The organism is Kitasatospora dryopteridis (genome assembly GCF_050749075.1).
Classification (GTDB): domain Bacteria; phylum Actinomycetota; class Actinomycetes; order Streptomycetales; family Streptomycetaceae; genus Kitasatospora.
In genome coordinates, this window is the sequence record NZ_CP192749.1 from 101,085 (window position 1) to 127,366 (window position 26,282).

Consider the following 26,282-nt stretch of genomic DNA (forward strand, 5'->3'; position numbering starts at 1 on the left):
AGCACCTCTCACTGACCCAGTTTAACTAGCGTACCGCCGATGACCTTCTCGTTCGGAACATACCTGAAAGCCATCAGCCCAGGCGAGCCGTCAGGGTACTGCCCATAGGCCATCATCGAGAACCCTAGCGGAATCTTGCTAGCGGGATTTTTGTAAATCGGAATGACGGAATAGTCCACAATCTGATTGTTATTCATGGCCTTCCCGACAATCACCTCAAATCCCCGCATGGCCTCCTTTGTGGTATTGACACCAACCTGGAAGCAGGGTGCCAGGTTCTCAGCCTTTCCGCGACCCCCAAACTCTCTCGCAATGAAATGGCAACGCGCCAGTGGAGTAACGCTGCCGCTGATCGTAGCTCCTGCGTTTCTGGCCAACGTCTCGGCTTCTGCCCAGCCTGTGATGTCTCCCTGGGCACCCGTACCACGCTTCGCCGACGGCTTGCCGGTCAGGCAAGCTTCTGCACCAGTCGGGCGCTGGACCCCAGGGCTTCCTGCAACATTCTCCATGTTCCAGTAATCGATCCATCCCGACCCCATGGTCCCATCCTTGGAATCGTCTTCGGCCGTTGCCGGACGCCTATCGAGGCAGCTACGCGGCTGACCCGATTTAGTACTGCTTCCAGGGTTCGCTCCGGGCGCACCGTGGGTCTGGGGGATCTGTGCCTGATCCGGGGTGACATTCTGGCCTGCCGCCAGCATGGACTGAAGTTCCGCCGATCCGTACAGAGCGTCGATCGGGCCGTCAAGCGCCCAGCTCCAAGGACCGAGCCAGTCCGGCAGGGGAACGGGGCGATCCGGCGCCGGGACAGGCTTCGGGCCCCTGTTCGGGTTCTGCGGGATGATTGGCTTCGGAGGCTTCGTGGAGCCGCCGCTCCTGCCCCCGCCACCGCCGGACCCGCCGCCCCTGCCCCCGCCCGGGGTGGTCGCGGTTTGCGGGCTGTCTTCGGGTGCCATGGCCGTACCGAGGCCGGAACCCTGGTGAACGTAGCCGTAGTACATGTTCTTGCCGGTCGGCCGGCCATTGAATTCGATCGTCGGGTAGACCTTGTTGAACGCGCGGGTGGTGTTCAGGTTGGGAATGAAGTAGTCGGCAGCGTAGTCAGTGCCGATGTCGAGAGCTCCGAAGAGCGGGTTCAGTCTCTTTCCCCAGCGGAGGCCGAAGCTGACGCCCCGGATGGCGGGGGTCATGTTCGCGGGCTTTGCCTGATACCTCTCGGGTGCGAGGACAGCGTGCCCGGTCGGGTCGACGCCGTCCATCGGGTCGCCGTTGCCGTAGGTGTAGCGGTTGGCCTGGATGGACGGGTCGGGGTCGAGCTGCCAGCTGTCGCGGCTGGTGAAGGCGCCGGTGCCGGGCTGGTACCAGCGGGCGTGCATGTTGACCTGGCCCGTGGCGGGGTCGGTCCAGCCGCTCTGGTAGCCGAGGCTGGTGCTGCTGCCGGTGCTGGCGACCGGCTTGCCGAAGGGGTCGTAGGTGGTGCTCGAACCCACGGCCGTGCCGGCCGTGTTGAGGGTGGCCGTCACGTCGGTGTGCCGGTCGGTGCGCACTCGCTTGGCGCCATTCGCGTCGGCCGCGCCGGTGACCGTGCCGGAGGCGTCCCGGGCGTAGCGCCAGGTGCCGTCGGAGATGACGTTGTTGGTGCCTCCGTCGTAGGAGAGGCTGGTGCTGCCGCGCAGGATGAGGCGGTCGAGGCCGTCGTAGGTGTAGGTGGTCGAGCCGTCGTTGACGAGTCGGCCGAAGGCGTCGAACTGTTCGGTCTGCTCGGTGCCGCCGGTCGTGGTGCCGGCGAGGGTGCCGCGAGGGGTGTAGCGGTAGGTGCTGGTGCCGTCGGAGAGCAGGCGGTTGCGCTGGTCGTAGGTGGCGACGGCGGTGCCGTTCTTGGTGCGGTTGCCGGCCGCGTCCCACTCATAGGTTGTGGTGGCGGTGCCGATGGTCCAGGAGGTCAGGCGGTTGGCCTGGTCGTAGGTGTAGCGGTTATCGGTGGTCGGGTCGCCGGGCTTGCCGGTGATGGTCTTGCGGGTGAGGCGGTCGTCGAGGTCGTACTCGTAGGCGGTGCCGGTGACGGGGGTGCCTTCGGTGTCCTCCTTGACGACCCGGTCACTGTTGAGGCGGCCGAGGGCGTCGTAGGCGAGGTAGCGGCCGGAGGTGACCTTCCAGCCGTCGGGGGTGGCAGCGTCGGCGCTGACGTAGTACTGCGTCTTGAGTCGGCCGTTGCCGTCGTAGCCGTACCAGAACTGGGAACCGGTCAGTTGGTCCTCAGACCAGTCGAGCTGCCCGTCGGCCTTGTAGCCGTACGAGGCCCAGCCGGTGACGCTGTCCCAACGGTCGATCATCCGGCCCTCCTTGTCGTACGCCCATTCCTGGGGCACGCCGGAGACGGTGGCGCCGATGGGCAGACCGCGATCGTTGTAGGTGAAGTCCTGGCTGCTGACGCCGGCGCCGTTGGCCGAGGTGATCCGGCCGGCCTTGTCGTAGCGCAGGGTGCGGTCCTGCGTGCTGGCTTCGGCTCCGGTGCCGGTCTCCTTGGTGAGGCGGCCCATGGGGTCGTAGCTGCTGGTGCGGACGACGTTGCCGGGCTCGGTGACCTTCACGGCCTGGCCAGTCACGTCGTAGGTGGTGGTCCAGGTACGGTCGGCGGCCAATGGGTGCGCCGCAGTGGCGGGCTCGATCGTGGACTCGGGCAGGCCCCAGGGCGTGAAGGTGTAGGTGGTGGTGTTGCCCTTCCCGTCGGTCAGGCGGGTCCGGTGTCCGAGGGTGTCGTAGCCGAAGGAAGTGGTGATCGAAGTGCCGGCGGCGACGGGCTCGACGAGCCGGACTATCTGCCCGAGAGCGTTGTAGGCGGTGGACGTCACGTTGCCGGATGCGCTGGTGCCGGTGAGCTGGTGGCCCTCCAGGTCGAATGTCGCGGAGACGGTGCGCAGTACGGTTCCGGCCGGGTCGAGGTCGCTGGTGCTGGCGGGGTTGCCCAGTGCGTCGTAGGCGATGGTGGCGGCTTCGCCGAGGGGCTCGGTGGTCTTTGTGGGGCGGCCGAGGCCGTCGTAGTCGATCCGGGTGACGCGGCCAGCGGGGTCTGTGGTGGTGACGGGCTGGCCGGCGGCGTTGAAGGTGGCGCTGCTGGTGGAACCCACAGGGGTGGTGGCCGCGGTCTGGTTTCCGGCGTCGTCCCAGGTGTGGCGGGTGGTGAGGTTCTGCAGAGAGGGCTTGCGTTCGACGACAGTGTCGGTCAGGGGGCGGCCGAGTTGGTCGTAGGTGGCTTCGGTGCGGGCTCCGGTGGGGTCGGTGGCGGACAGCTGGAGGCCGGTCGGGGTCCAGGTGGAGGACCAGACGGAGGCGCTGTCGTAGACGGGAGGCTGGAGGTAGCCGAGGGTGTTGGGGTCGGTCCGGGTGGTCTGGTGGTCGAGACGGTCGTAGCCGAAGGTCGTCTTACGGCCGGCGGCATCGAAGAGGGCAGTGGTGCGGGAGCGCTTGTCGTATTCGGTGCGGGCAACCGCGGTGAGCGGGGTGGCTGCGCCGGGCGGGGTGTAGTCGGGGAGTTTGACTTCGGTGACGCGCCCGAGGCGGTTGAGAGTGCGCGTGGTCACGGCGCCGTTGGCGTCGCGGGCGGTAACCAGTTCTCCGAAGGTGTTGTAGCCGGCGGCCGTGACGGGGTGGATGTTCTGGGCGGGCTGGCCGTTGGCCTCGGTGGCGACCTGGGGGGCGCTCGTGGCGGTGAGGTGGCCGAGCTCGTCGTAGGTGTAGGTCGTGGTGTGGGCGGCAGGGTCGGCGCCCTGGGCGTTGCCGTTGGGCGAGGTCGCTTCGGTCATCAGGCCGCGCTGGTCGTAGCGGAAGGTGGCGACCGCGGTGGGTCCTCCCTTGGAGGAGGAGGTCTCGCTGCGGGTGATGTTGCCGGCCGTGTCGTAGGTGGCGGTCTGGACGCTGTTCTCGGTGTCGCTGACCTTCAGGGTGGTGCTGGTGATGCGATCGTCCGCGTCGTAGCCGAGTGTGGAGGTCCGGTTCAGGCCTCCGGGGTCGAGCACGGTGGCGGTCGTGCGCCCGGTCGTGTCGACGGTGAAGGCGGTGGTGGTGCGTCCGCCGCCGGTGATCTGCTTGGTGAGGTGCCCGGCTCCGTCGTACTCGCTCGAGGTGAGGACGACGGGGTGGGTGCTGCCGTCGGCCTGGGTGACGGCCTGGGCGGTGGTGGAGGCGAGGAGACCGTCGTCGTAGTAGCGGTAGGCGGTGGTCGCGCCCATGGCGTCGGTGACGGACGCGAGGCGACCGGCCGGGTCGTAGGCCCTGGATTCGACGGTCAGGTCGCGGGGCGCCTGGCCGTCGCCGTCCCAGCCCTCGACGACGGTCGTGGCCGGCTGGCCGAGCGGGGTGTAGGTGAAGCGGGTGATGCGGCCGAGTTCGTCGGTGACGGAGCTGGTGCGGGAGAGCGCGTCGTATCCGTAGCGGATCTGGCCGCCCTCGGCGTCGGTGGTGGTCTCCAGGCGTCCCGCGGAGTCGTAGGCGCTGGTGGCGGTCCGGGTCGTGTCGGTGCCGGCGATGTCGGCCGTGGCCGTGCTGAGCAGGCGTCCGTCCTCGTCGTACTGCCGCGTGATTTTCGCCTGGTGGGATGCCCCTGACACCACGTCGGTGATCCGGGGTCCGGTCTCCTCGGTGGGCCGGGAGAGGGCGTCGTAGGCGAAGGTGGTCTTGACTCCGGCCGGCTGGGTGTCCGCGTACTGCGTTTCGGAGATCTTGCGGCCCATCGGGTCGTAGTCGTAGACGGTCCTGAGGCCGGACGGCGCGGTGGTCTGCGCGGTGTCGCCGGAGGCCCGGTAGCTGTACGAGGTGACAACGCCACCAGGGGTGGTGTGGGTGGCGACCAGACCGGCCGGGGTGGTGCCGCCGCCAGCGGCGGGTTCAGTGCCGGCGGTGTAGGTGGTGCGGGTGACCCGGCCGTCGGGCAGGGTCGTGCTCTCCACCTGGCCCCTGGTGTTGTACGCGATGGTGGTGCGGTACCGGTTGTCGCCGGGGCCGCTGGAGCGAGAGTCGCGCAGCTCGGTCGGCTTGTCGTTCCTGGGGTCGGTCGGGTTGTTGGGGTCGAGGTAGTAGCCGGTGTAGCTCGTCCAGCAGGAGTTGGAGTCGCGGCAGGTGGTCGTGGAGATGGTGTTGCCGCGGGCGTCCTGGCCGGTGACGGTGCTGTGGCCGTTGGGGTCGGTGACCGTGTGGACGAAGCCGCCGGTGTCGTAGGAGTAGGTGGTGGTGCCGCCGGCGGGGTTGGTGCGGGAGATCAGGCGCATGCCGCGGGTGGCGTCGTGGACGTCGGTGGAGGTGGTGCCGGAGGGGTCGGTGACGGTGACGCGCGATGCGAGCATGGTCGCCGAGGACACGGAGCGGGCCTGGAAGTGCGCGGCGACGCGGTCGGCGCCCAGCGGGTGCTGGTAGAAGGCGACCTCGTCGATGCTGCCGGTGAAGCGGCTGACGTCCGCGGGGGCAGAGGGCCAGCCCTTGGCGAAGCCGGCGCCAAAATAGGTGTGGACGTTGGAGGCGTGGTTCACCGCGCCGGTCTGGGTGCCGACGAGTGCACCGTCGAGGTACAGCGTCTGCTGGGTTCCCGCGGCGGAGAGCACCACGTGGTGCCAGGCGCCGTCGGTCACCGCGGCGGGCGAGCTGATGCTGCCCGCGGCGCCCCAGTACCGGCCCCACAGCTTGTTGTCGCTGCCGACGTACAGGACGGGGGTCCAGGTACCGCCCGGGCCGGCCGGGTCGTCGATCTTCAGGCTCTGGTCACCGAGGATCACCCCGGGCTTGGTGCTCTTGAACCAGAGCTCCACCGCGAGGTCCTTGGAGGCGTGCAGAATCCCTTCCGGCACCTCCGCCAGGGAGTCGGTGGCGCCGGTGAAGGCGGCGGCCTGGCCGTCCCCGGCGCCGAACACGCCCGGTGCCCCGCGCTGGGCGCCGTTTGCGTAGGTGCCGTTGCCGTTGTTGGCGGCGACCTCACTGAACACCGTGGCACCGGTGGTCTCGTCCAGGCGCCAGAAGGCGGCTGGGGAGTCGGCGACCACGGAGCCGCGGTAGCCGATGCCCTGCCCGGCGACCTGCGCGCTGCGGGCCCGGTAATGCGCGAGAACATCGCCCGCGGACAGCGGGTGCTGGTAGACGGCGGCCTCGTCAATGGTGCCGGTGAAGCGGCTGAGGTCGGCCGGGGCCTGCGTCCAGTTCTTGGCGAAACCGGCACCGAGATAGGTGTGGACGGCGCCCTGGTAGTTCGGGGCCCCCGGGAAGGTGCCGATGGCCGCGCCGTCCAGGTACAGCGTCTGGGTGGCCCCCTGGACGGAGAGGACCACGTGGTGCCAGGCGGCGTCGGTCACCGCGGCGGCTGACACGGGACCGGCAGCCGTGCCCGAACCGGAGCCGGTGTAGAAGTGGCCGCGCAGCTTGCCGTCGGCACCCACGTACAGCACCGGCGCGTAGGCGCCGCCGACCCCGGCCGCGTCGTCGATCGCCCGCTCCTGGTCACCGAGGAGCACGCCGGGCTTGGTCGTCGAGAACCACAGCTCCACCGCGACGTCCGGCGATGCGTGCAGGACCTCGTCCGGGAGCTCGACCTGCGACGTCCCGGCAAGCTGGACCGCGGTGTCGTCGGTCGGCGCAAAGACGCCGGGAGCACGCAGCAGAGCGGTCTCGCCGTAGCCTGCGGCCGTGCCGGTGCCGGCCTCGCTCGCGGCGACCGCACCGTCCTGTTCGCCCAGGCGCCAGTACGCGGCCGGGGAATTGGCGAGGACGGCGTTGCGGTAGAGGAACGATCCGCCGGTGTAGCTCGGCTCGGAGAGCTTCCAGGGCTGGCCGGCGGCGTCGGTGACGGTGGTGATGCGCTCGGTCACGGGGTTGTAGCCGACCTGGGCGCTGGTGCGTCCCGAGGGGAGGGTGACCTTGGCGAGTTGGGTGGTGCCGGTACGCAGGGCATAGTGCTCGGCGGCGGTCTTCTCGGTGAGGGGGTAGTCGTAGACCGCCACCTCGTCGATCTGGCCGGTGAAACGGTTGGGGGTGCCGGCGGCGGCGGGCCAGCCGGTGACCTTGCCGGCGCCGAGGTAGGTGAAGTCCTCGCCGAGGTGGTCCACGGTGCCGGTGAGGGTGCCGACCTGGACGCCGTCCAGGAACAGCGCCTGGGTGTTGACGGCGGCGGAGAGCACCACGTGGTGCCAGGTGTTGTCGTTGACGGGGGTCGCCGAGGTGATGGGGGTGCCTGCGCCCTGCCAGAACTCGCCGCGCAGCTTGCCGTCCGCCGCGACGTAGAGGTTGGGGGTGTAGAGCCAGGGGTCCTGGGTGATGGCGGTGTTCTGGTGGGAGAGGATCACGCCGGGGCCTGCAGTTTTGAACCAGAGCTCGACCGAGCGGGAGGGGGAGGAGCTGATGGTGCGCGCGGGCAGTTCGATGTAGGAGGTGGCGGTGCCGTCGAAGACGGCGCTGCCGCTTCCGCTGCCCGTCGTGGCGCCGGAGCTGTTCCAGGTGACGTCGTAGGCCTTGCCGGGGGTCCGGTCGACGCGGGCGTCGTTGGCCACGGTGGCGGAGCCCTCGGTGTCACCGAGCCGCCAGTAGGCGACCGGGCCCGCGTCCTGCACGGCCGTGCGGTAGCGCGATCCCGTGCCGTACTCGTACACCGTGCATCCGGTGGACGCGGTCGTGGCGACGCCGGGCGGGCACACCTTGGTCAGACGGTCGCCGTCGTAGAGGTAGTTCCAGGCGCCGGTGGCGCCCGAGGCGGTCACGGAGGCGACGTGGGCTCCGTTCCAGGTGAAGTCCAGGTAGCGGCCGGAAAGGGTGTCCTTGGCCTGCGCGATGCGGCCGTTGGCGTAGGTGATCTCCTGGATGCGTCCGGCCCCGTCGGTGATCTTGACGAGTCGGCCGGCGGCGTCGAAGACGTGCACGGTGGCGTTGCGGTCGGTGAGGGTCCAGCCTCCGCCGCTGGCCTTGCGCAGGTCGGCGGTGACGCCCCCTCCCGAGATATAGGTGCTCTTGGCGGCGTCCCAGGCGAAGCGGGTGCGGGTGCCGTTGTCGGACGTGACGACCACGTTGCCGGGCAGCGACAGCCACGTGCTGGACTCGACCTCGATGCGCATGTCCCAGCGGCTGGTCCAGCCTGCGCCGAACGCCCCGCTCGTACGCGGGTCAAGCGAGTTGTAGCTGCGGGTCACGGACAGCTCGGGGCCGACCGTGGGCAGCGCGGCGTCGGTGGCAGCGGTCGCGTAGTTGCCCACCGAGGCGCTGAAGTCACGGCCCTTGTCGGCGGGGCCGGTGTACTGGGTGGGCTGGGGCACGGTGGGGCGCAGGTAGGAGGGCTGCGACTTGGGGCTGGCACCGGCGCCGTCGCCGGCTTCCACGTACCAGGCGTACTGCTGGTTCCAGGTCATCCAGCCGTCCGGGACGACGAAGGTGCGCTGCCCCTTGAGCCAGGCGCTCTGCTTGCAGTCCACGCGGGCGTCCTGGCCCGCCACGCGGCAGACCTCGAACCGGTAGTCCAGGACCGGGTTGGGCAAGCGGTCCGGGTCTGCGGCGTCGGCGGTGAGGGTGGGCTGCAGCAGCGACGTAATCGAGTTCGAGGCCGGGGCCAGGGCGGTCAGGTACGGCAGCATGTTGACCGAAGAGAACTGGATGGTCTTCGGAGCGATGCCCGTGTCCGCCGCGAAGTTGCTGTGCTGGTAGTCGTCCATCGTCCACGCGAGCGTGTACGTGCCCTGCGGGAGGGTGCGGATGCGGGCGTCGACGACAGCACTGCCGCCCGGCGGTACGTCGTTGGGCATCGCCGTCCAGGCAATGTTCGTACCGTAGTTGGTGATGTTGTTTCCTGCCTGGTCGTAGAGCAGGTACGACATCTTGTAGGAGTTGGTCGGGGTCCAGGTCTCCTGGCCGCGGTTCCACACCCGGATGCGGTAGATGCCCTCCTGCGTCGCGGTGACAGGCTGCTGCCAGCCCTGCAGTTCGTAGTCCGCCCCGTACTTGGACCAGGTGATGTCCAGGCTCGGCACGCCGTTCGGGTAGTTCTTGCTGCCGAAGTTCTTCCAGCCGTAGGAATCCCGGTCGTCAGCCTTGACGGCAAGGCCGTTGTTCGCGGCCCACCCGTGCGTCCACGCGTTGACGAGGTTCTTGCCGTCGTTGCCGAGGCTGATCGATTCCCACGCCGGGGCGCAGCTCCAGTTGGTGGTGCCGGTGGGGCGGTAGCCGTGTGCGAAGCTCGGTGAGACGAGGGCGTTGCCGATCGAGGGGCCGGGCCAGGAGCGGACGGAGCTCGCGGACCATCCCGAGGTGATCGGGTGGATCGTGACGGGCCGGGCGTTGCAGGAGTAGGACCAGGAGTTGTACAGCGCCAGCCGGGCGCTGACGACGGTGGCGTTCTTCAGGGTGTTCTCGACGCCGGGGAACTTGATGAAGGAGATCGCCTTGTGGCTGCCGCCGTCGTAGGTGCCGGCCTTGAGAATGGTGTCGGTCGAATAGTCGTTGGTGTAGCCGCTCTGGACGTACGTGCTCTCCGTCGACTTCACGGAGATGACGGACGGGTCGACCCGGACCGGGAAGACCCGCTCAGGCGCGTGGAGCCAGTCGGCGTCCAGCTTCACTTTCAGCACCTGGTCCGCCCCGGATCCCAGGAGCTCGTAGGTGACACCGCTGGAGTTCGCGCCCTCCTCGGTGTTCGGGGCGAACGCGGAGTCCTGCATCCACCCCTTGGGCATGCGGCCGAGCACCGTGCCCGCCCAGTCGGTGAAGAGGACATCGCCCTGCGCGTTCAAAGACGCCTTGACACCGTTCAGGGAAAGGGGGAAGAGCCACTCGGTGGGCGCAGTGGCGTCCCGGAGCAGGAGCGTCTCCTTGAACGAGTCGCTGCCTGCGATGATCTCCAGGTCGGCCTGGGGCCTGACGTCCTTGTAGGTGACAGCGCTGCCGGATGCGGTGCCGTCCACCGGGGAAGCCCCCTGCAGCGAGTAGGCCACCGATGCACCCGGCGCAAGCTGCAGGCGCACCAGCGGGTCCGCGGCCGCGTTCTGCGCAAGGTTCAGCTCGTATTCACCAGAGGTCGTGGTCCAGCCGCTCTGGCCCGGTGCCGACCTTCCCAGTGAGGATCCGCTCGTGGGGACGAGCGTGGTGTCGATGGGGTGCCAGGTTCCGTCAGCACCGCGGAAATTGACAGGGACCGGGTAATAGCGGGTGGTTCGGGTGCCGTCCTGGTTCTGGTAGGTCTGCTGCTGTGCGTTCCACTCGCCGGGCAGTCCGGTGCTCCGGGCCGGGTCGAACGAGTCCGGTCGGGCAGGAAGCTCGGCGTTGGGGACTTCCTTCGTCTGCGGAATGGCCAGTGGTGCTCGGAGTCCGACCGCAGGCTGGTCCGAGTTCGGCGAGGCTTCTTCGGGGAGTTCGCCGCCGGCCGGGGCATGGTCGGACCTCCCGCCGGAAGTTTCCGCCTCCGTGCTGTCACCCGAAGCCCCGTGGGCACGCCCGTCCGCATTCCCTGCCGCTTGATGCGGGCGAACGCCGGGATCGACCACGGCACGGTCAGGCCGATGCGAAGCAGCGGCCGCGCCGTCTGCAGCGCCGAGCACGGCCAGGCTGATGCACGTCAGCAATGCCACCGAGCGACGGAACGTCAACACCTTGCCCCCACAACGGATCTGAATATCCGCAGACTTCTATCCAGGAGGGCAACGAAAAGGGAAACCTGCAGGCAAGTAAGTGAAAATTATCACACACATAAATCCATTCTGATAGGTCGAAAACCCACAAACCACCCCCGCCTGAAGATGCCGCCTCCGGCACAGTGCAACGCCGCTTTCGAGGACCGACCGGTGACCTCCCACCTGATCCCTCTGCTCTGCGAAGGCATCTCGGTCCGCAGCAGCCACATGACCGCCTGTACTGTTCCCGGTGTTCTGGACGATCGGAAACACCGAACCAGACGACAGCGCGGGACGACGTTGTTATTGATCCGAAACGGTTGGGGTTCCGGTTCGTTGAACACCGCGTGAGTGAACTGGTGGGAGACGCGCGGCACTTGTCACCGTCGGCGCAGGAGGCGTTGCGATTCAGGGCGGTGGCCGCGCTGTTGGAGGGCCGGGACCGAGAAGAGGTCGCGGCGGTGTTCAAGGTCTCGTTGAAGACGGTGGACGGCTGGTGGGCGAAGTGGCTGGACGGCGGTCGTGAGGCGCTGATCGGGCGCCCGCGCGGGCGGCGTATCGGGGAACATCAGGTGCTGTCCGAGGCCGAGCAGGCGGCGGTGCGGCAGGCCGTGCTCGACCACCAGCCCTGTGACCTGGGGCTTGCCGGTCAGCTGTGGACGCGCTCCCAGGTGGGTGCGCTGATCGCGAAGCTGTATCGGGTCCGGCTGACCGAGCAGGGGGTGGGCAAGTACCTGCGGCGCTGGGGGTTGTCGTTCCAGCGTCCGGACAAACGGGCCGTCGAGCAGGACCCCGAGGCGGTGCGCGGCTGGCTGGAGGAAACCTGGCCGGCGATCCGCGCGAAGGCGAAGGCCGAGGGCGCCGAGGTGCTCTTCGCCGACCAGGTCGGCATCCGGTCCGACCAGGTCACCGGCCGCACCTGGGGAGAGAAGGGCCGGACCCCGATCGTGCGCCGGACCGGCAACCGGTTCTCGGTCAACGCCATGTCCGCGATCAGCACCAAGGGCCGCATGCACTTCATGGTCTTCACCGGCACCTTCAACGCGCAGGTCATGTGCCGCTTCCTCGGCCGGCTCGTCGGCCACTTCGACCGCAAGGTCCACCTCGTCGTGGACCGCCACTCGGCCCACCGCTCCCGGAAGGTCCGCGCCTGGCTGGCCGACCACGCCGACCAGGTCGAGCTGCACTTCCTACCGTCGTACTCGCCCGAACTGAACCCCGACGAGTTGGTCAACTCCGACCTCAAGCGCAGCCTGCCCATGAGCCACCGGGCCCGCAACCAGGCCGAGCTCGCGGCCGAAGCACGACGCTTCTTCCGTCGCCGCCAGCGCCAGCCCCACATCGTCCGCGGCTACTTCCACGCCCCGCACGTGCGCTACACCCTCGACGAGAACCAATTGAGTTTCTGATCAATACAGCGTCAGACCGAGAACTCACAGACGTCCATGATCCGCTGGTAGTCGGGCGCCAGGACCGTGGGAGCAAGCCCGTTCCGCCAGTGCGGCACCACCGAACCGGGCACCGCCGCCGCGGCCCGCGTCGGCCGCTCGTCGGCCACCACGGCAGGCGGCGCCTCCCCGCTTCTGCGTGGTTGCGCAAGGACCTCGAACACCGTCTCGCGGGCGATCACGAACCGCTCCCACGCGGCCTCCGCCTCTCGAAGCTCGGCCTGAAGGGCCTCTACCCGCTGCCGCGCGGCGCGTTCGCGCTCCTCCAGCAACCCCATCACCGACGGCATCCCGGCACCTCCACCGAAGAGACGACACGACACCCCGTCTCTCCCGCCGAACCACCGGTCCTACGCCTGACCAGCGAAAACGCGCCCGTCACTCTCGGAAAAGCAACGGCTTCTGAGGTCTTCGTGGGCGATGAAGTCGTGTGCGCGGACCAGACCGAGGGCGGTCTTGTGGGCGTGGTCGAGACACTGCCCGCGGACCTTGCGGTGCAGATCGGCGACCTTTGCGCGGCCACGCGGCGGCGATCCGGCCCTCCTCGGGCCGGATCGCCGAGTCTGTCCGTGCCGCTGGCGTGTCACCGCGTACGGTCTGGAATGCGTTCAAGGCGGCGCGGAGCGTACCGTCCGAGGAGCCGCAAGACAGGCTCCGCCCTACAGCCGTGGGCTGTGGGGCGGAGCCCGCAATGCATGTTTTAGGCGCGGCTGCAGTCCCAGAGGCTGCTGCGATTGCCCATCGGCTCAGTACGCCCCTTTTCCGTCACCCGGAGACTTGGGCGTTCACGCTCTTCTTGAACACGCTACCTCTAGTTGGAGAGATCAACAAATCCCTTCCTATTAACCACAAATATATTATTGCGGAAATATCTCTGCGTGCCATCTGGATCCCAGGCGACGATTTCATATTCAAACGATTCGGGAATGGTGCTCTTGGGATACTTGTGGCGATTGAGAACGGAAAACTCGACAATCCTGTTTTGGGAAAGCTGGCCGTTGACCTCCAACTGGATGTCATACTGACTGCCTATGCCCTTATTTGTTGGGTAAGACCAGCATGGTGCAAGATTCCTCGCCACTCCCCGCCCTCCATGCTCTGCCGGAATGAGGTGGCAGCGATCCACCAGATTCTTTCCGTCCGGAAAGCTCTGTAGAGCCTTCTTATTTGCTTCTTCCCATCCCGCAATGTTCCCCTGCGCGGATGTACCTACCCCGTGATCTGGAGTCAAACATGCGACTGCGCCTTGCGAACGTTTGGTGGTGGCGTCCAGTGGCGCATAGTAAATCCACCCTGATCCGTTGTCCTCGGCTCCCTCGCGCCGGGCATCCAGGCAAGTCAGCCCGTCATCCTCGTCTCGTCGATTTGACGATCCACGACCCTGAGCCTCGGCAGCCTGTGCGACCTGGAAGGGTTGCGCCACTGCCCCGGGGTTAATCGCAGAGGGAGTGATGGAATTAGTGGCTCCGACTTCCTGGCCATTGAGGCTGGATTGAGCGGGCGTGTTGTCGCTGTTCAGGTGACCGGAACCTGGCTCTATCTCGGTTCGGTCCAGCCGCTTTGGCTTCGAGGGGGATTCGCACGAGTCATAGGAAAGCGGGCTCAGCGCGGCAAAGCCGACCAAGCTAAATCCCGACCCCAGAGAGCTGATACCTGCCCCCACCGCGCCGAAAAATCCGTATCCTGCGCCGACCGCACCGACGCCTGCACCGCCCAGTCCGCCATACGTGCTCATGGTATTCAGGTAGTCGTAACTGCCGCTAGAGCCGTGAGTGATCTGATACTGATACGCATTCGCCAGGGCCGACTGAATATCCAGGGCTGTCGACGCAGCCCGCCTGAAGTCATCCGGGTCATCTCGGTGCCGTGTGGGTGTGGTGTATCTCCTCGGGTCCAATTCGACCAGGCTATAGCCAGGGCCGTTGCCTCCGTTCCCGCCGCCGCCCCTCAGGTAGGGGGGAACGGATATACACGGGCTGTGTCCGCTGGTATCCGCAAAGGTCAGCGGATCGGCGTTGGCATAGGCGTACCGATTCCCAGCTGTGGCGCTCTCTGGTGCGAGGTTGGCGGTGTCACGGCTGGTGAATCCTGCCGTTGCAGGGTCGTACCAGCGGCTGGTGGTGTTTACCTGGTTGGTGGTGGCGTCGGTCCAGCCGCCCTGGTAGCCAACGTTGTGGCTGGTGCCGGCGGCGTTGGTGGGCTTGCCCCAGGGGTCGTACGCCGCAGATCCGGCGGGAGTGGTGCTGGTGGCGGTGAAAGTTCCGATGAGGTCGCCGTGGCGGTCCGTGTAGGCGAAGGCGGCGGTCGCAGCGGTGCCGAGGGCGGTGAGAGCTCCGCCCGGGGCACGGGTGTAGTTCTCGGTGCCGTCGGAGGTGAGGGTGCTGGTGGCTCCGTCGTAGGTGAAGGTGTGGCCGGGACTCTGGATGAGGCGGCCGAGTCCGTCGTAGGCGTAGGTCTGACCGCCTTGGCCAACGAGGCGGTCGAAGGCGTCGTAGGCGCTGATGGTGGTGTTGCTGCCAGCAGTGACGGTGGAGCGGGTACCTCGGGGCGTGTAAGTGTAGGTGCTGGTACCGGTGGTGGTGAGTTGGTTGCGCTCGTTGTAGGTGGCTGTATTCACACCGTTGGCGGTGAGGTTGCCGTTGCCGTCGTAGCCATAGGTGGTGGTGGAGGTGCCGTTGTTCCAGGTACCGAGGCGGCCGGCCTGGTCGTAGGTGTAGGTATGGCTGGTTGCCCCTGCGACGCCTGCAGTGGCCTTCGTCTTGAGACGACCCGAGGGGTAGTAGGTGTAGGCCAGGGAAGCGACGGTCGTCCCGGAGGGGGTCTTGAGGGTGTCGCTGGTGGTGTTGCCCTGGTCGTCGTAGGTGTAGGTGCGTGTGTCGCCGGTGCCGTATTGGACGGTGTTGACCTGCCCGCGGTTGGTGTAGCTGTAAGTGAGGGTGTTTCCGGTGAGCGGGTCGGCAAGGGTCTTGAGCTGGCCGGCTGTGTCGTAGGTGTAGGTAGTGATGCCTGTGGGGTTGGTGAAGGTGGTCAGCTGGCCGTTGGCGTCGTAGGTGTAGCTGGCGTTGCCGGTGGGGCCGGCGGAAGTGGCGGGCAGGCCACGGTCGTCGTAGGTGTAGGTCTGGGTGCCGCTGGGGCTGGAGTTCGAGGTGAGGCGGCCGTCGAGGTCGTAGCCGAGGGTGCGGGTGGGGGTGGGGACATCGCTGCCGGTGCCGCTCTGGTTGGTGATGTGGTCTGCGGCGTCGTAGCTGCTGGTGATGGTGACGCCGCCGGGTTCGGTCAGCGTGGTGGGGCGGCTGAGTGCGTCGTATGCGGTGGTATAGGTGCGATCGGAGAGGTTGGGGTAGGCGGACGTGGCCGGTTCGATGGTGGATTCGGGCAGGCCGAGGGTGTTGAAGGTGTAGTAGGTGGTGTTGCGGTTGCCGTCGGTGTAGGCAGTGCGGTGCCCAGCGAGGTCGTAGGCGAAGTCGGTAGTGATGCTTTGACCGGTGGCGACGGGCTCGGTGTGCTGCTTGGGACGACCGAGCGCGTCGTAGGTCATGGTGGTGGTGTGGCCATCGGCGTCCGTACTGGCGACGAGGTTGCCGAAAGCGTCGTAGGCGGTGGTGGTGGCCGCGAGTGTGCTGCCGGCGCTGGATCGCTGCTCGGTCCGAGTGGGGTGGCCGGCCTGGTCGTAGGCCAGGACGATCGAGGGACCGTTCGTGCCTGCCGCATCTCCGGGCAGGGTCAGCTTGGTGGGTTGGCCTGCGAGGTTGTAGGTGGTCATAGTCGTGCGCAGCAGCGGGTCGGTGATGCTGGTCTGCTCGCTGGCCGCGTTGAAGGCGCGCCTGATCGTGGCGCCGGTGGGGGTGGTGGCGCTGGACTGGTTGCCGGCGTCGTCGTAGCTGTAGGTGGTGGTGTAGGAGTCGGTGGGTGCTCCGGTGCGGCGGACCAGCTCGGTGGTGGGAGGAATTGTCAAGAGTTGTGGATGGGAGGGTGCTGGATGAGTTGCCGGGCGAGTCGTTCGGCGTTGAGGGTGCGGAGGGCAGCGTCGACGGCGTCCTGATCGGTGGGGCCGATGCCGCGGCTGGTGAGGAGGGCGGTGATCTGTTTCGCGGGGCCCCAGGCGGTGTGGTCGTCGAAGGCGTCCTGGAAGTCGTGCAGGTGGAGGTCGACGGCGTCGATGACGGGGGCGATCCAGCGCGGTTCGACGCCGCGTTCGGTGAGGGCGAAGTGCACCCATTGCTTGAGGACGTCGGGCAGGAGGGTGCGCTGGTCGGGATCGAGGACGGCCTTGCGGGGCAGCCAGTCGGCGAGGAAGAGGGCTGCCTGGCCGGGGCTCCAGGCCAGGGGGCCGGTGGTGATGTAGTTCTCGCCGTAGTCGAGGAACAGTTCGGCCAGCGACCGGATGGTGTCGGCGGTTTCCGGCCCGGTGCCGCGCGCGGCGGTTGCGGTGAACGTGTCCAGGAGACGGGTGCGTTCGGTGTCGGGCAGCGGCTGGTGGTCGGGCCAGTCGGGAAGGTGGTCGCGGCATCGGGTCCAGGCCAGCGCCCGCAGCTCGACGAAGTCCTCGTCGTCGTGGCGGGGCCAGGTCATGTCCGTGGTCCGCAGGGCCGCGGCGAGATCGGTCAGGGCCGCGGACACGTCATGGACGGTCAGGGGCATGGGGATATCGTCGTCGTCCCGCATGTCCGACCAGGCGGTGGCCGCGTCCGGGGTGAGGAGGCCGAGCTTGTCGACCATGGTGCCGCCGGTCTCGATGATCTGGGCCATCAGGGTGTGCGGGGTGGGGCCGTCGTAGGCGATGAACAGCACACGTTCGCTGTCCCAGACGTCCACCGCGCGCCAGGCCCGCACCGGGTGATGGCCTGATGCGGCGTGCCAGGCGGGCAGCGGCTGGGTCTCGGCGAGGATGGCCACGGTGCCGGTCAGCATCGGCCTGCTGTCGACGGGCGCCACCCGTTCCAGCGCCGCCACGGCGGCAAGGCCGGCCGGGGACGGCGTGGTCGAGGCCCGGCCCACCACCTCCAGACACAGCCGCTGCTCGGGCTCCCGCTCGGTGATCGGGGCGTCCAGCCACGCCTGGCCGAGCCAGCTGCTGGCCCACGCCTCCGCCGTCAGCAGCTCGCCGCTGCCGCCGAATTGCCGCCGGGCATCGCGCATCACCTGGTCCGACAGCCTCAGCGGCAGCGGTGAACGACGGACCGGCTTGTGCTGCTTCTTGCCACCGGAGGACTTGCGGCGGCCACGGCTCTTCGGCATACCCGCAAGCCTGTCACATCCGCGCACCCCTGTTGGCTCGATGGTGTGCGGCCGGGGACCGCCGTCAGGCAGCGGCCGGCAGCTGCTCTTCTCGCGGCCCGTCACGCTCGACCAGAAGCCCCGCCTCGAAGCGGGCCCCGGCCCGGACCAGCGGCCGAGCGGGCCCCGGCCCGGACCAGCGGGACGAGGTGGGCGCCGTTGACCGCCCGCCACCGGGACTGGGCGGACTCGACGAGTTTGAAGACCATGGCGAGCCCGGCGGCCCGGGAGCCGGCGCCCTTGGTGACCTTGGTCCGTAACCGGACGGTGGCGAAGGTCGACTCGATCGGGTTGGTGGTCCGCAGGTGGATCCAGTGCTCGAGTGGGAAGTCGTAGAACGCCAGCAGCTCCTCCCGGTCGTCGGTGATCTTCGCGACGGCCTTGGGGAACTTCGCCCCGTAGAGCTTCGCGAACAGCTCGATGGCCTGCTCGGCGTGCTCGCGGTCCTCGGCGTTGTAGATCTCCTGCAGGGCCTTCTTCGCTGCCGGCTGTGCGGACTTCGGTAGCGCGTCCATGACGTTCGCCGTTTTGTGGACCCAGCACCTCTGCTCGCGGGTGGCCGGGAAGACCTCGCGCAGAGCCTTCCAGAAGCCGAGCGCACCGTCGCCGACCGCCAGGACCGGGGCGCGCATGCCGCGGCGGGCGCAGTCGCGCAGCAGGTCGGCCCAGGCCTCGGACGATTCCCGGTAGCCATCGGCCATGGCGACCAGCTCCTTGGTGCCGTCCGCGCGCACCCCGATCACGACCAGAACAGCTGCCCGGGCCTCCTCCAGTCGGATCCGCAGGTGGATGCCGTCGGCCCAGACGTACACGTAGTCGGCGCCGGACAAGTCGCGCTTCTGGAACAGCGCATGGTCGGCCTGCCACTGGGTGGTCAGCCGGGTGACGGTGGCCGGGGACAGGCCGGCGGAAGAACCGAGGAACTGCTCCAGCGCGGGCACGAAGTCACCCGAGGACAGGCCGTGCAGGTAGAGCAGCGGCAGCACATCAGCGATCTTCGGGGACTTCCTGACCCAGGGCGGCAGGATCGCCGAGGAGAACCGCCTGCGCTCACCGGTGGCCGCATCGACGCGCCTGTCGTTGACTCGCGGGGCCCGCACCTTGACCGATCCGGCCGCGGTGGTGACCTTCCTTGGCTGGTGGTAGCCGTTGCGGACGACCAGGCGGCGACCGCTCTCGTCCCGGTGATCGGCCAGCTCGGCTATATAGGCGTTGACCTCGGCCTCCAGCGCGGCGGCCAGCATCCTGCGCGCGCCCTCCCGGACGATCTCGTCCAGCAACGATGCCCCACCACCGGTGGTTCCGTCATTCACAACGGTGAGCACGAACGTGCCTTCCCGACCGGCACAACGACAACCGGTCTCGCTCGAGGACCTACCGATCGATCACCGAGAAAGTACCTCCTCGGGCCCGATCCACAGGTTCTGAGCATTGCTCTCGCCGGCGCTGTTGTAGGTGTAGCTGGTGGTGTAGGTGTCGTCGGAGGCGTCCTTGGACCGGGCGTCGCTGTAGGTGGTCTGGTGGTCGTTGGTGGGGTTGAAGGGGTTGACCGTGTCGATGGAGTAGGTGGCGTATGCCGTGTGGCATTCGGCTGCGGTGGTACAGGTGGTGGTCGAAACGGTGTTGCCGCGCTCGTCGTGTCCGGTGGTGACGGTGTGCCCGTTGGGGTCGGTCACGCTGTAGAGGTAGCCGTGGGTGTCGTAGGTGTAGCGGGTGATGCCGGTGGTCGGGTCGACCGTAGCCGCGAGTTTGCCTGTGCGGGTGTCCCACCGCCAGCTGAGGGTGTGGTCGTCAGGGTCCTTGACTGATACGTATGTGATCTTTGTCGGGCTGGCGGCGCTTCCCATGGCCTTGAAGTGGGAGCTGACTGCTTCGGTGTCGAGGCGTGTGCGGTAGACCGCGACCTGGGCAATGGAGCCGGTGAAGCGGCCGTCGGGGCTGGTGGGATGGTTCGGCCACCCGCCGTCCGCGGTACCTGCACCGACGTAAACGAACGCGGAACCGTTGTAGTAGATCTGGCGCGGGGTACTGCTGGTGGCGCTCTCGGCGCCGTCCAAGTAGAGGGTCTGGCCACTATCGTCGCCGGCAAGGGCAGCGTGGTGCCAGGCACCGTCGTTGACGGTGCGGGAGGAGGCCAGGGCGTTCACACCGTCCCCGGTCCACAGTGCGCCGTACAGCTTGCCGTCAGTGCCGACGTACAGCGCGGGATTCCACTGGTCGACTGCTGGGGTGTGGGCTGTGCCGAGGGGGAAGGACTGGAAGCTGTACAGGGTGCCTGCGGTGGTGGTCTTGAACCACAACTCGACGGTGTTGGGGCCCTTGACCACGGCTGCGGACGCGGGCAGCTGCAGCACCGACGTGGTGCCGTTGAACGTCGCGGCCGTGCCGTCCGACGTACCGGAGGGTCCCGCTGTGCCGAGGGTGGTGTTGGTGTAGGTGCCGTGGTCCTGGTTGGGGAGTGCGGTGCCAAGCTGATCCTGGGCGGTGGTGGTGCCCATGGGTTCATTGAGGCGCCAGTACGCCGACGGGTTGGCGAGTACGACGGCAGCGCGGTAGTTGGCGGAGTGCGTGACGGCTTGGCCGGGCTGCGTGGTGGCTGTCGCGTAATGACGCGCGACGGTGCTCGTCGACAGGGCGTAGGGGTAGTAGGAGAAGTCGGCGAGTGCTCCCTTGAAGTGACCGCTGGCGTCCGCGGGAGCGGAGGGCCAGTTCTTGACCGTTCCTGCTCCGAGGTAGGCGTAGGTGTCGCCGTTGTACTTACTCGTGCCGGTAACGGGCGTGCCGCTGGCGGCACCGTCGATATACAGCTGCTGGCTCATCACGCCGTCGGTGCTGGTGGCGACGAGGGTGGCCATGTGCCACTTGTCATCGCTGACGGTCGCGGCGGACACGGCGGTGTTGGCGGAACTGCCATTCCACAGCTGGCCGTAGAGCTTGCCGTCGGTGCCGACGTACAGGGCCGGGGTCCACTTGCCACCGGTCGTGCTGGCACCGAGGGGGAAGGACTGGTAGCCGTAGAGCACGCCGGGCTCTGCCGTCTTGAACCAGATCTCCACGGTGGCGGTGCCACCAGTCCGGGGTACGGCGGTCGCGGGAAGCTGCACGTGGGAGTCCGTGCCGTTGAAGGATGCAGCGGTGGTACCGCCGGTGGCGTACGGGCCCGCCGTGCCCAAGGTGACGTTGTTGTAGGCGCCCTGGTTCTGGGCAAGCGCCGCTGAGGAGAGCACCTCGCTGGCCTGATTGCCGGCCTGGTCCGAAAGGCGCCAGTAGCCGGTGGGCCTTGCGTCGATCACCGCGCTGTCGTAGGCGGCTGCTCCGTTCGCGGCGGCCTGGAACATATCGCGGACCTTGTCACCGTAGAGCAGGCCGTGGTCGAACGCGGTGACGTTGGCGATCTGGCCCTTGAAGTGGCCGGTCTTGTCCGTCGGCGCGCCCGGCCAGCCGGAGCTGACGTTGCCTGCACCAACGTAGACGTTGTTGTCCCCGTTGGCCTTGATAGTGGCGTTCAGTGGTCCCGCCACGGCGGCACCGTCGAGGTAGAGAGTCTGCGAGGAGGGGTTGTCGGCCGACAAGAGGGCAAAGTGCCACGCGCCGTCGGTGACTGACGCGGAGGACGCCAGGGTGTTCGATGCGGCTCCGGTCCAGAACTGCCCGTGCAGCTTGCCGTCAGTACCGACGTACAGCGCAGGGTTCCATTGGTCGCCTGACGCCGCCTGCCCGCCAATGGGGAAGGACTGGTAACTGATGAGGACGCCCGGAGAGGTGGTCTTGAACCACACGCCGAGGGCGCCCGGGCCGGAGGTCGGGGCGTAGGCCGCCGGGATTTCGGCCCAGGACGTCGTGCCGTCGAAGGTCGCGGCTCCGGCTGATCCCGTCATCGGGCCTACGCCGCCGAGCGCAACGTTGGAGTAGGTGCCGTTGTTGGGCGTCGGCCTTGGTGAGTAGATCATGTTGGCGGCCTGGCTAGCGGAGCTCTCGGCGAGCCGCCAGTACCCGGCCGGATGCGAGCCCATCACTGCGCTCCGGTACTCCTGCTCGGAGCCCGACACCGAGGGCGTGTTCAGTTTCCACACGCCGCCGTTGGCGTCGGTCACCTGCGTTGCCCGGTCCTGCACGGCGTCGTACACCACGTCGAGCTTGGTTTTGCCCGATGGCAGTTTCAGTGTGGTCAGCTGGGACGATGCGGTCCGGCCGGCCGCCCACTGCGACTTGACGGTTCCATCGCCGAGTGCCTGCGGGTACAGCGCGACCTCGGCGATCTGGCCGGAGAAGTGGTTGTTGCCGTCCGCTCCTGCAGCCGGTGCCGCGGGCCAGGGGATGCCCTGGGTGTAGCCGGCACCGAGATAGGTGTAGTCCGTGTCCAGGGGGTCGATGGCACCGGTCCGGGTTCCGACCGCGGCACCGTCGAGGTAGAGCGTCTGGCTGTCGCCGCTGCCCGAGAGCACCGCGAAGTGCCACACGCCGTCGGTCACCGTGCCGGAGGAGGTGAGCGGGTTGAAACCGATCGCCGGCCCGTAGAACTCGGCCCTCAGCTTGCCGTCGGTACCGATGTACAACGGCGACGAGGCGTGGGAGGGCGTGCCGGCCAGCGGGGTGTTCTGGTAACCCACGAGGACACCGGGCGAGGTCGTCTTGAACCACAGGCCGAGCGCCAGGTAGTTGTTGCGCAGCGATGCGTTCGGCAGTGTGACCGAGGAACCGGTGCCGTCGAAGGTCGCCGTGGTCGTGGCGGCGCCCGACAGCGGGCCGGGGGCCGAGCCGAGGGCGACGTTGGTGTAGGTCGCCTTGTCGCTGCCCTGGTTAGCGATCACCTCGCTGTTCGCCGTGGTGCCGGACGCCTCACCCAGTCGCCAGTATGACGACGGGGCGGTGTCCAGTACCGCCGAGCGGAGGTGGGAGCCGGGCGTGTAGGAGTACGTGGTGCAGGGCCTGGCGCTGTTGCTACCGGCGGGCGGGGTGCACACCTGCGCCAGCTGGTCGGCGTTCGCGGCGTCGTAGGCGTACGTCCACACCAGGGCCGTGGAGGCGTCGGCGCCCGTGGCGGGGTCGGTCGCCACCTGGGCTATATGGCGGCCGTCGGCCGTCCAGGTGAAGTGGAGCGCCCGGCCCGAGACCTCGTCCGTGACGGTGTCGAGTTTCCCGGAGGTGTAGTGCAGAGCCTGGCTGTGCTGCTCCCGGTCGGTGATACGCGACAGCAGGTATCCCGAACCGGACTTCTGGCTGAAGGTGTAGACCGTCCCGGACTTGTCCGCGAGGATCCAGCCCCCACCCGCGTTGGCGGCGAGGGTCTCGAACTCGCCCGAGGGTGAGGTGTACAGCGGCATGCCGGTGGTGGTCCGGGTCGTGCCGGTCCACTGCCCTGCGCTGTGGTACAGGTACTGGAGGCCGTCCGCCTTCTTGATCGACAGAATGTCGGTGCCGGGGTCGCCGGGGAGACCGTTGACGGGGGCCAGGTCGCGCATGGTGTTCCAGCCGGTGCCGATCTGGGTGCGCGTGCCGAGGGTGGAGGTGCCGAGCGTCGCGGCGCCGGTGCCTGGGTAGAGCCAGAGCTTGGCGGTGCTGGTCTCGATTCCCATGACGTCGCCGCGGCCGTCGTGGTTGAAGTCCCCGCCGACCAGTTCGGCCATGGAGTTCCAGCCCCCGCCGAGGGAGGCACGCGCGCCGAGGGAGCCGTCCGTGTTGACCGGGTAGGCGTAGAGGTTGCCGCTCGACTTCTCGACCGCGAGGAGGACCTTTCGGCCGTCACCGGTGAGTGGCGCAGTCACCGTGAGAAACGCCATGTCGTTCCAGCCGGAGTCCCCGATGGTGATCGGATCGAGGAAGCCGCCGCCGGACTTGCCCGGGAACAACCGCAGGGAACCGTTCCAGCTCACCACGCCGATGGCGTCGCCGATGCCGTCGCCCGTGACGTCGCCGCCGGTGAGCTGCGAGATGCCGTTCCACCCCTCGCCGAGCCACCTGCGCTTGGCCTGAGAGAAGTCGGGACCGGGGTAGAGCCAAAGCTTTCCGGTGCTGAAGTCGACGGTCACGGCGTCGTCGACACCGTCGCCGGTCTGGTCGCCGATGCCGGCCAGCTGGGTGAGTTGGAAATCGTTGCGGCCGAATCGTTCGCTTCGACCGCTGCCGGTGGTCAGTACGACCGATCCGGTGCCGTCGGCGTCCGGGACGACGCTCATGTCGTAGGCGGAGGACCAGCCTGAGCCGAAGAGAGTGGTGGTCCGCGGATCGAGGGAGTTGTAGGTGCGTGAGACGCCGAGGGCGGGGCCGACGGCCTTCACGGCGGCGTCGGTGGCGGAGGTGGTGTAGTTGCCCGCCTGCGCGTCGAAGGTCCGCGTGGTGCCGTTACCGGCCGTCCCACCCAGGCGTGAGGTGATGACGGGTTGCTGGACGGCCGTGGTGAAGGGCGTGTAGTCGGTCAGCAGGCTCTCGCCCTGGTGGTCGCCGATCTTCACGCGCCACAGGTAGGTCTGGTTCCAGGAGAGTTTCCCGGCCGGTACCGTCCAGGACGAGTTCGGTTGCCACCCAGAGTCAGCAATGACCTCGGGGCTGCCGGACTTCGGGTTGGTGTACACCAGGAACTGGTAGTCAAGGCCGGTGCCGGGGTTGTTATCCGGGTCGTGGCCCGTCGCGTAGAGCTGCGGGGAGAGTACTCCGACAACGGTGTTGCCAAGGGGTTCCACGGTGTCGAGCTGCGGCGGGACGTTCTGCGAGGAGACCCAGATGCAGTTTCCGTACTTCACACCGTACGAGTCGTGGAGTGACGCGCTGCCATAGACGTAGCCGTCCCAGCAGACCTGGTACTGGGGGCCAACTGGCAGCGGCGGGATCGGGACGGTCACGGCCGCCAATTCTCCGGTCTTGACCAGTCCGGAAACACCGGTGAGCGGTGCGTTGACCGCGACCTCGTTCCAGTTCGCGTCGAAGACGCGGGCCCGGACCTGCATGCTGGAGGAGTTCCACCAGTTCGCGGCCTCGTTCCGCAGCGTTACCTGGGCCGATCCTGCCTGGAGGGCAGTCGGCGGGATGTAGTTGCTGACGGAGTTGTAGGTTGCGGCCCAGTCCGTGTAGGTGATCGCGAGGTAGGGCGGGTAGCCCGTGTTGGTGCTGTCGAACTTCTTGAACGCGTAGTTGTCCCATGGGTCAGCGGTCAGCGCGAGCCCGTAGTTCGCGCCGCCGTGCGTCCAGTAGTTCGCCAGCACAGAGCCGGGGCTGGTCTGGTCGGATCCCAGGTGGATTGTCGCCCACTGGATGCCGCCGCAGGTGTCACCGCCGGCGAAGGACTCACTTCCCAGCCACTGGCCGATGTTCAGGCCGGGGTAGTTGCGGATGGTGTCAGGGTTCCACGGGCTGGTGATCTCGTGGACGTTCACCGACCGGCGGTCGCATGACCAGGAGTGGGTGTTGGCGATCTTGAGGTCGACGGCGAGTACGAAGTTGGCGCCGATGTTGGCAACGCCGGGGAAGGTCAGGTAGGTGTTCGCGACGTGCCCGCCGCCGTCGTAGGTGCCCACGCGCAGTTCACCGGCGGTGGAGTTGTTAGCCGAGAACCCGCTGTATACGTACGTCGACTTGCCCGCGCCGATCTGGGCAGAGCTCGTGGGGTCAACCTGTACGGGGAAGACCCGCTTGGGATCGTGGAGCCATGCGGCGTCCAGATCCATCCGCAGGGCGGGGGTGCCGCCGTCGCGGACCAGGGAGTACTTCACGCCGTCGCTCATCGCACCGACACCGGAGCGGGAGTCCTTAGCGGAATCCTCCATGGAGCCCGTGGGAATGACGGCCCGGACAGTGCCGCTGTCGTCCTTGAAAGCCATCTCGCCCTCGCTGCCGATAGAGGGAGTGAGGCCGGTCAGGTTCAGGGGGAAGGTCCAGCTTGTGGGCGCCGTGGCATCGTGGAGGACAACTGTCTCCTTCACCCCTGCGGCCAGTGCGTTGTAGACCAGGTCGGTTTTCGGCGCCGCCCCGGGGTAGGTGACGGTGTTGCCGCTGACCTTGCCGCCCACCTTGGTCGCACCCTGGAGGCCGTACGACAGCACGTGGTCGGCGTCGATAGTCATAGTCACCAGCGACCGGGCGTCCGCGGATGTCGCGAAGCTCAGGTTCTGGTTGCTGGCCGTCTCGTGCCACCGGTTGTCACGGCCGAGGGACAGTGCCGTGTCGATCTGGGCGAACGTCCCGTCTGGCTTCCTGTAGTGCACGGGGCGGGAGTAGACACGCGTGGTCTTGGTGCCGTCGTAGTTGCGGAAGACCGAGGTGTTCTCCGTGCGCGCGGCCACGTCCTCGATGCCTGTGTCACCCTCGGGATCGGGAGTCGTGATTCCCCCTGCCGTCGACGGCTCTCTGCTGGCAGAGGCAGGCGCGCTCGCCTTCGCAGTGGGCTGGGCCTGTCTGGGCTGAGGGCCGGCCTTGGGTCGTCGGCGCATCCAGTCAGGTGGCTCGGTGGTACGCACGGGCTGTGTCCCGCGGACGCCTCCCGCCACATGTGACGCTCCCGCATGCTCGTCGGGGCTGACCTCCGCAAGCTCGCCAGCCCCTGGCAAGTGCGCGGCAGACTTCCCTCCTTGAGACTTGTCGGTGGCCGAAGTAGGCACCTGGTGGGCACGCCCGGAGGCATCGCCCGCCCGCTGCTGGGGACTGCGCGGTGCGGAGAAGCTCTGCGGCGCGTGCGTGGCAGCGAACGCAAGCGCATCCTGGGTCGCCACCGCGATGAGCAGCGCAAAGCTGGTGACAAGCACACGCACGTACGGCATGCGGCGCCGGGAGCGCACCTGGTGCCGCCCCGTCGGCCCGTGTGCAGCTTTGGCGGTGTGCACACGCCAGGCATTCGCAACCAACGATGAAGAAGCTGTCAACGGCCATGTAGTTGCCCAGCTGGGTGGTCAGCGGTTGTCCGGACTGATGGCCATCAGAATTCCAGGCTGACGGCCGTGGT

Annotated in this window: 7 protein-coding genes; 1 reads left to right on the forward strand and 6 read right to left on the reverse strand. The window is 67.9% G+C overall.

Going from position 1 to position 26,282, the window contains the following annotated elements:
• Nucleotides 1–8: 8 nt before the first annotated feature.
• Nucleotides 9–9,980 (reverse strand): LamG-like jellyroll fold domain-containing protein, encoded by a 9,972-nt coding sequence (locus ACQ614_RS00495; RefSeq protein ID WP_431676038.1) that lies wholly within the window; start codon nt 9,978–9,980, stop codon nt 9–11.
• Between the two features lie 1,046 nt (nt 9,981–11,026).
• Here ACQ614_RS00495 and ACQ614_RS00500 point away from each other — a divergent pair.
• Entirely contained in the window at nt 11,027–12,034 is a 1,008-nt protein-coding gene (locus tag ACQ614_RS00500; RefSeq protein WP_431676039.1) for an IS630 family transposase, read from the forward strand.
• A gap of 11 nt (nt 12,035–12,045) precedes the next feature.
• Here the strand turns inward: ACQ614_RS00500 and ACQ614_RS00505 are convergent, their stop codons facing one another.
• The 5 genes from ACQ614_RS00505 to ACQ614_RS00525 form a co-directional block, all read right to left on the reverse strand.
• Nucleotides 12,046–12,363 carry a hypothetical protein gene (locus ACQ614_RS00505; protein WP_431676040.1) on the reverse strand — a complete coding sequence of 106 codons (318 nt, stop codon included), beginning with the start codon at nt 12,361–12,363 and terminating at the stop codon, nt 12,046–12,048.
• A gap of 521 nt (nt 12,364–12,884) precedes the next feature.
• The gene (locus tag ACQ614_RS00510; RefSeq protein WP_431676041.1) at nt 12,885–16,028 is read right to left on the reverse strand and encodes an RHS repeat-associated core domain-containing protein; all 3,144 of its coding nucleotides are present in this window, start codon (nt 16,026–16,028) and stop codon (nt 12,885–12,887) included.
• Entirely contained in the window at nt 16,025–17,311 is a 1,287-nt protein-coding gene (locus ACQ614_RS00515) for a hypothetical protein (RefSeq protein WP_431676042.1), read from the reverse strand. Before ACQ614_RS00515 ends, ACQ614_RS00510 begins: the two co-directional genes overlap by 4 nt.
• A 101-nt stretch (nt 17,312–17,412) precedes the next feature.
• A complete protein-coding gene (locus tag ACQ614_RS00520) occupies nt 17,413–18,675 on the reverse strand; it encodes an IS256 family transposase (RefSeq protein ID WP_431676043.1) in 1,263 nt (420 codons plus the stop codon).
• Between the two features lie 60 nt (nt 18,676–18,735).
• Complete coding sequence (locus tag ACQ614_RS00525) at nt 18,736–26,100, reverse strand: LamG-like jellyroll fold domain-containing protein (RefSeq protein ID WP_431676044.1); 7,365 nt, start codon at nt 26,098–26,100, stop codon at nt 18,736–18,738.
• Nucleotides 26,101–26,282 lie beyond the last annotated feature (182 nt).